The following is a 5,539-nucleotide window of genomic DNA, read 5'->3' on the forward strand; positions in this document are numbered from 1 at the left end:
GGATACCCCTCCTTCCCCCTCCGACACGCCGGCACAGTCAAAAAATCCCCCTCCCCAAACGGACGACTCAACCGAAGACTGATCCTGTTTGCGGCAGACTGCGTGGGTTTACTCGGAATCCGTTTTGTCCTTGTTTTCGGATTCTTCCTGATCGCCTTTCAATCCTTCCCGGAATGAACGGATACCGCTGCCCAATTCTTTGGCAATTTTGGAGATTCGGCCAACACCAAACAAGAGCAGCACTATCACCAGAACAACCAGCAACTCCCAACCGCTGAAGTTTCGTAGCATCTCTCACACTCCTTCGAAATCAAATTCTAACATAAAAAACGTTCAGTTTTCACCTCTGGCAGGGTTGGCAATTTTGGCCATCCCAATGCTCAACAGGTACAACACCAGCAAGGGGATCATCAATAATCCCATGTTGACCGGGTCGGGGGTTGGGGTGACGAAAGCCGCCAGCACCGCAATGATCACCACCGCCACCCGCCATTGTTTTGCCAGCGTTTCTGCCGTCACCAGCCGAAAACGGGCCAGCAAATACACCACCAGCGGCGTTTCAAAGCTGACCCCAATCCAGAATAACAAACCGGTCACAAAACTGAAGTAATTGGATAAACGCGGCGTGGTGGTAATACCGATAAAACTGATCAAAAAGGGCAAAGCCGCCGGCAGCATCACAAAATAGGCAAACAATACCCCGCTGACAAACAGCAGAGTAGCAAACGGAATGGCAATGAGCAAACCGCGCCATTCGTGATCCTCCAGCGCAGGGCGGATGTATGCCAGCGCTTCATACAAGATGTAAGGGAAGGCCAGAATAAAACCGCCCAGCAGCGAAACCCGCATAAAAACCGAAACATTTTCAGTTACCTCAATGGAAATCAGCCGGTCAATCCCCCCAACCGGATAGGCAAGAATCTCAATCAGCCGCTCGCCAATGGCAAAACAGACCAACACCGCGAGGATCATCGCTACCAGACCGCGCAGCAGGCGCTGGCGCAATTCATTGAGATGCTCCGGGATGGTCAAATCTGCCCGGTTGACCTTTTTTTTCGGGGGAGATGACGGTTTTGCACCTTTTTTACGAAACTTAAACATGCTGTTTCTCTGATCCGCCGGGACGGCTCTGAACCGAGCGCTCCTCGCGGTCAAAATTCAATCCCTTGGGGTATGGTTCCCCCACACAGCGGATAGAAAGCGGATTTTTTCAAGGTCATGATGAGCGCCGCCGCCCTCGTGATGATTATACGTATAAATCCGCATCTCTTTGGGGGCAGTGATGCGGTTGTAGACCGCAAAAATCGTCGAGGGAGGACAAATCTCGTCCATCAGTGCCACCGAAAAGAGACAACGCGCTCGGATGCGTGGAGCGAAGAACACATTGTCAAAATAGGCCAGCGTCTTGAACACCTGCTCGGTGCGGTGACGATGCACCTGACAAAATTGAGCAATTTCCTGATACGGTCCGGCAGGTGTGATTTCTATGGCTCGCTGGTAATGGCACAGATACGGCACATCCGCCATACACACCGCAATTTCCGGCAACAAACCGGCTACGGCCAGACTGATGCCGCCCCCCTGACTGCCGCCTGTCACAGCCACACGCCCGGCATCCACCAGCGGAAAACTGCGTCCGGCCTGCACGGCGCGTACCGCATCCACGAATACCCGCCGATAGTAATACGTTTCCGGTGAAAGCACACCCAGCGTCATAAAACCGGGCGAATGCGGGCTGCTGCCTTCGGCCACATCTGGTGTATCTCCCTGCCGCCATACACTGCCCTGCCCGCGCGTATCCATCACCAGATGGGCAAAACCGGCGCTCGACCAGAGCAACCATTCAGTGGGAAAACCGCGCCCGCCGCCATAACCTGCATACTCGACCACCAGCGGTAAAGGTTCTTCAGCGTTTGCCGGCAGCAGCAACCAACCTTTGATGGGCTGTCCGGCATAGCCGTTGAACGTCACATCATAGGTTGTGACCGTGCGTAAGCCAAAATCAACCGCCTCAAAACGGGCATCCAGCGGATGGCTTCTGGCCTGTTCCAGGGTGGCCGCCCAAAAAGCGTCAAAATCTGCCGGTTCGTTCAAAACCGGCTGATAACGGTGCAATTCTTCTAACGGCAAATCAAAAAAAGCCATGCTGCACCTCGCCGCCGCTTATTCGCCGATGGCTTTACTCCGAACCGGTTTCGAGATTATCGAGCACATGCTTGAACTCGGCCGCTTTGTCGCCTTCGGCATGGCAGGAAATCACGATGATCGCCGTACAAACCACCGAGCCCGGATTGCGCCAGCGGTGAGGCAAATGAGCCGCAAAGATCAGGCTGTCACCCGCTTCTAACTGGTAACGCTGGTTATCCACTTCATATTCCAGGTGACCACGCAAACAGAAGACAAATTCTGAACCGGTATGAACAATCGGATGCGGGCCGCTGTTGGCGCCATTTTCCAGCGTGATGATGAACGCATTCAACCGCCCGCTGAATGATTCGCTGCCCATGCCCTCCCAGACTCCCCTCAGGAAGGGAATTCGGGTACGCTCATGCGCCTTGCTGAATACAACCTTCTTGCGCTCTGCTTCCTCGCGGAAAAAATCCGTAATCGGAACGCCCAGAGCGGTGGCGATCTTAAACAAAGTGCTGATGGATGGAGAAGTCAACCCTCGCTCGATCATGCTCAACGCATTGGCAGAAAGGCCGCTATTACGCGCCAGAGTGCGCATGGAAATACCGCGTTCTTCGCGCAGTGCTTTCAAACGCTGACCGACATCCACCGAAATGGCTTCCTTACCGAATAAATCCACTCGGCACCTCCCGGTACAAAAATGAACCAGCCTGCCAGGCAGGTTGTCAGGGTTATTTTACCGTTAAAACAGTCCAATGACCCGGCCGGTTTCCAGATCCAGATCCACATCATAAAATGCCGGGCGCGTGGGAAGACCGGGCATGGTGCTCATCGTTCCCACCAACGGGTACAGGAAACCCGCCCCTACCGAAGCGCGGATATCCCTGACCGGGATGCGGAATCCTTTGGGAACACCTTTGAGCTCGGCATTATGGCTCAGGCTGAGGTGAGTTTTCGCCATACAGATTGGCAGCCGGTCAAAACCGAGCCGGGTGTATTCAGCAATGCGTTGTTCCGCCAGTGGCTCGTAATCCACGCCGTCCGCGCCGTATACTTCGCGGGCAATGATTTCGATCTTTTCTTTGATGGGAATATCCAGGGGGTAGAGGAAGTGGAATTGGGAGGGTTTTTCAGCGGCTTTGACCACTGCCTCAGCCAATGCAATCGCACCTTCACCACCCTGCGCCCAGTGATTACAGATTACCGCATCCTCCGCGCCGCCTTCTTCTACCGCCACCTTGCGAATCAGGTTCAATTCGGCTTCGCTGTCGGTGGCAAAGGAATTGATGGCGACCACCACCGGCACACCAAATTTGCGGGCAATCCCGATGTGTGCCAGCAAATTACCCAACCCGGCACGCAGCAAGTCCAGGTTTTCATTGGTGTAGGCGTGATCCAGCGGTTTACCGGCCACCACCTTTGGACCGCCGCCGTGCATTTTGAGCGCGCGCACGGTGGCTACCATCACCACCACATTCGGAATCAGCCCGGAGTAGCGGCACTTAATGTTGAAGAATTTTTCCATGCCCATGTCCGAGCCAAAGCCGGATTCGGTGACCACATAATCGGCCAGTTTCAAGCCGATCATATCGGCGATGATGGAACTGTTCCCATGCGCAATATTGGCAAACGGCCCGGCATGGACGAATACCGGCGTGCCTTCCAGGGTTTGCATCAGGGTCGGTTTGATGGCATCCTTCATCAGAACCGTCATAGCCCCCGCCACTCCCAGATCATCGGCATTGATTGCCTCACCCTTGCGGTTGGTACCGATGACCATTTCACCAAAGCGGCGGCGCATATCCGCCAGTGAGGTTGTCAGCGCCAGCACCGCCATAATCTCACTGGCGACGGTGATGTCAAAGCCGGTCTTGCGTTCCATGCCTTTTTCGTTCGGACCCTGTCCAATCGTAATCCCGCGCAAAAAGCGATCACTGGTATCAATTACCCGCCGCCAGGTGATCGAATCCGGGTCAATATCCAGCCTTACAAAACGGCTGCGTTCTTCCGGCGTCATCTCATTCGGGTCGGTTTTGTCAATGCCCAATTTTTTCAGGCGGTTGAGCATGTTAACCGCAAAATGACGTTTGCCCTGTTTATCTTTGGGGAACAAACGCTCAAACAATTGCTCATCAGTGGCTTCCGATTCGTGCAGCATGCGCACATCAATGGCTGCCGCCAGCAGGTTGTTGGCCGCCGTGATGGCGTGAATATCGCCGGTCAGGTGCAGGTTGAAATCCTCCATTGGCACCACCTGACTGTAACCGCCTCCAGCCGCCCCGCCTTTGATGCCAAAGGTCGGGCCCTGGCTGGGCTGGCGGATGCAGGTCATCACCGACTTACCAAGGTGCGCCCCCAGCGCCTGACTCAATCCGATGGTTGTGGTTGTTTTTCCCTCCCCAAGCGGTGTGGGGGTGATGGCGGTTACATCAATGTATTTGCCGTTGGGCACTTCTCGCAGCCGTTCCAAAACCTCCAGTTTCACTTTGGCTTTGTAAGGGCCGTACAGTTCAATCTCATCGGGATTCAGCCCCAATTCCTCAGCCAGTTCGGTGATCGGCTTCATTTTCGCCTGTTGGGCAATGTCAATATCCGCGGGTACGGGGGTCTGGCGTTCCAAACGGATGGGTCTGACAGCCTGTTTTACAGCCATGATTTCCTCCTTGGATGTTCGGTTTTGGGGGAATTACCTTTATTATGGACGAATTACACAGGAAACGCAAGCCTTTTCAGTTGCTTTTCCGTCTTATTGTCAGACAAAAACAGGGTTCAGAGAACCCTGTCCGATGGATTTAAGAATCCTGTGATTTCAGAGGGGAGGGTATACCGGCAATTAACTTTCCAGTTCCGCTTTTTCCAGCGTCTTTTTTACAAGCGGTTCGCCCAGCCTGCGTTCCACCTTCACGCGGGGAATACCAACCAGTTTCTTGCGCGGTTCGTCCCACACCTTCAAACGCACGGTTTTGATGCTGTCCGGTATGGTGATCACCCGCGCCCATTGCTGCATGATCGGCGAATTGCGCTGGCATTCTGCCAGATAGTAATTGGGAATCCGCGGGCTGAGGTGATGGATATGATGGTAACCGATGCTGCCAGTGAACCAATCCAAAATTTTGGGCAGCTTGAAATAGGATGCCCCCAGCAGTCCGGCCGCTACATAATTCCAGTTTTCCTGGCGTTCCCAATAAGTATCTTCAAACTGATGCTGGACATAAAACAGGAAAATGCCCATCGAGCCGGCAAAGAAGATCAGCGGCAGTTGAATCATCAAATACGCCTGCCAGCCGATGATCAGGCTGATTCCCACCGCAAGTCCCAGCATGGCGAGGTTGGTCAACCAAACACTGCGCGTCTGGCGCTTACCGTAATTGGGCAAGGGAAGGCGGTGCATGATCACAAACATGAAAAT

Annotated in this window: 6 protein-coding genes; all 6 read right to left on the reverse strand. The window is 54.0% G+C overall.

Annotated elements, in window-relative coordinates:
- Positions 1–108: 108 nt before the first annotated feature.
- Entirely contained in the window at positions 109–291 is a 183-nt protein-coding gene (gene tatA / locus ACWIZX_RS01155; protein WP_322792273.1) for a twin-arginine translocase TatA/TatE family subunit, read from the reverse strand.
- Between the two features lie 42 nt (positions 292–333).
- Positions 334–1,101: a twin-arginine translocase subunit TatC gene (tatC, locus tag ACWIZX_RS01160; protein WP_322792274.1), complete on the reverse strand. Its 768-nt coding sequence runs from the start codon at positions 1,099–1,101 to the stop codon at positions 334–336.
- 57 nt (positions 1,102–1,158) lie between these two features.
- Positions 1,159–2,145 (reverse strand): acetylxylan esterase, encoded by a 987-nt coding sequence (locus tag ACWIZX_RS01165; RefSeq protein ID WP_448334561.1) that lies wholly within the window; start codon positions 2,143–2,145, stop codon positions 1,159–1,161.
- Between the two features lie 34 nt (positions 2,146–2,179).
- Positions 2,180–2,809: a cupin domain-containing protein gene (locus ACWIZX_RS01170; protein ID WP_322792276.1), complete on the reverse strand. Its 630-nt coding sequence runs from the start codon at positions 2,807–2,809 to the stop codon at positions 2,180–2,182.
- Between the two features lie 63 nt (positions 2,810–2,872).
- Positions 2,873–4,783: a formate--tetrahydrofolate ligase gene (locus ACWIZX_RS01175; protein ID WP_322792277.1), complete on the reverse strand. Its 1,911-nt coding sequence runs from the start codon at positions 4,781–4,783 to the stop codon at positions 2,873–2,875.
- A gap of 180 nt (positions 4,784–4,963) precedes the next feature.
- On the reverse strand, positions 4,964–5,539 hold a 576-nt coding region (locus tag ACWIZX_RS01180; protein WP_448334562.1), incomplete at its 5' end, for a fatty acid desaturase.

It is taken from the genome of Bellilinea sp., assembly GCF_053501535.1.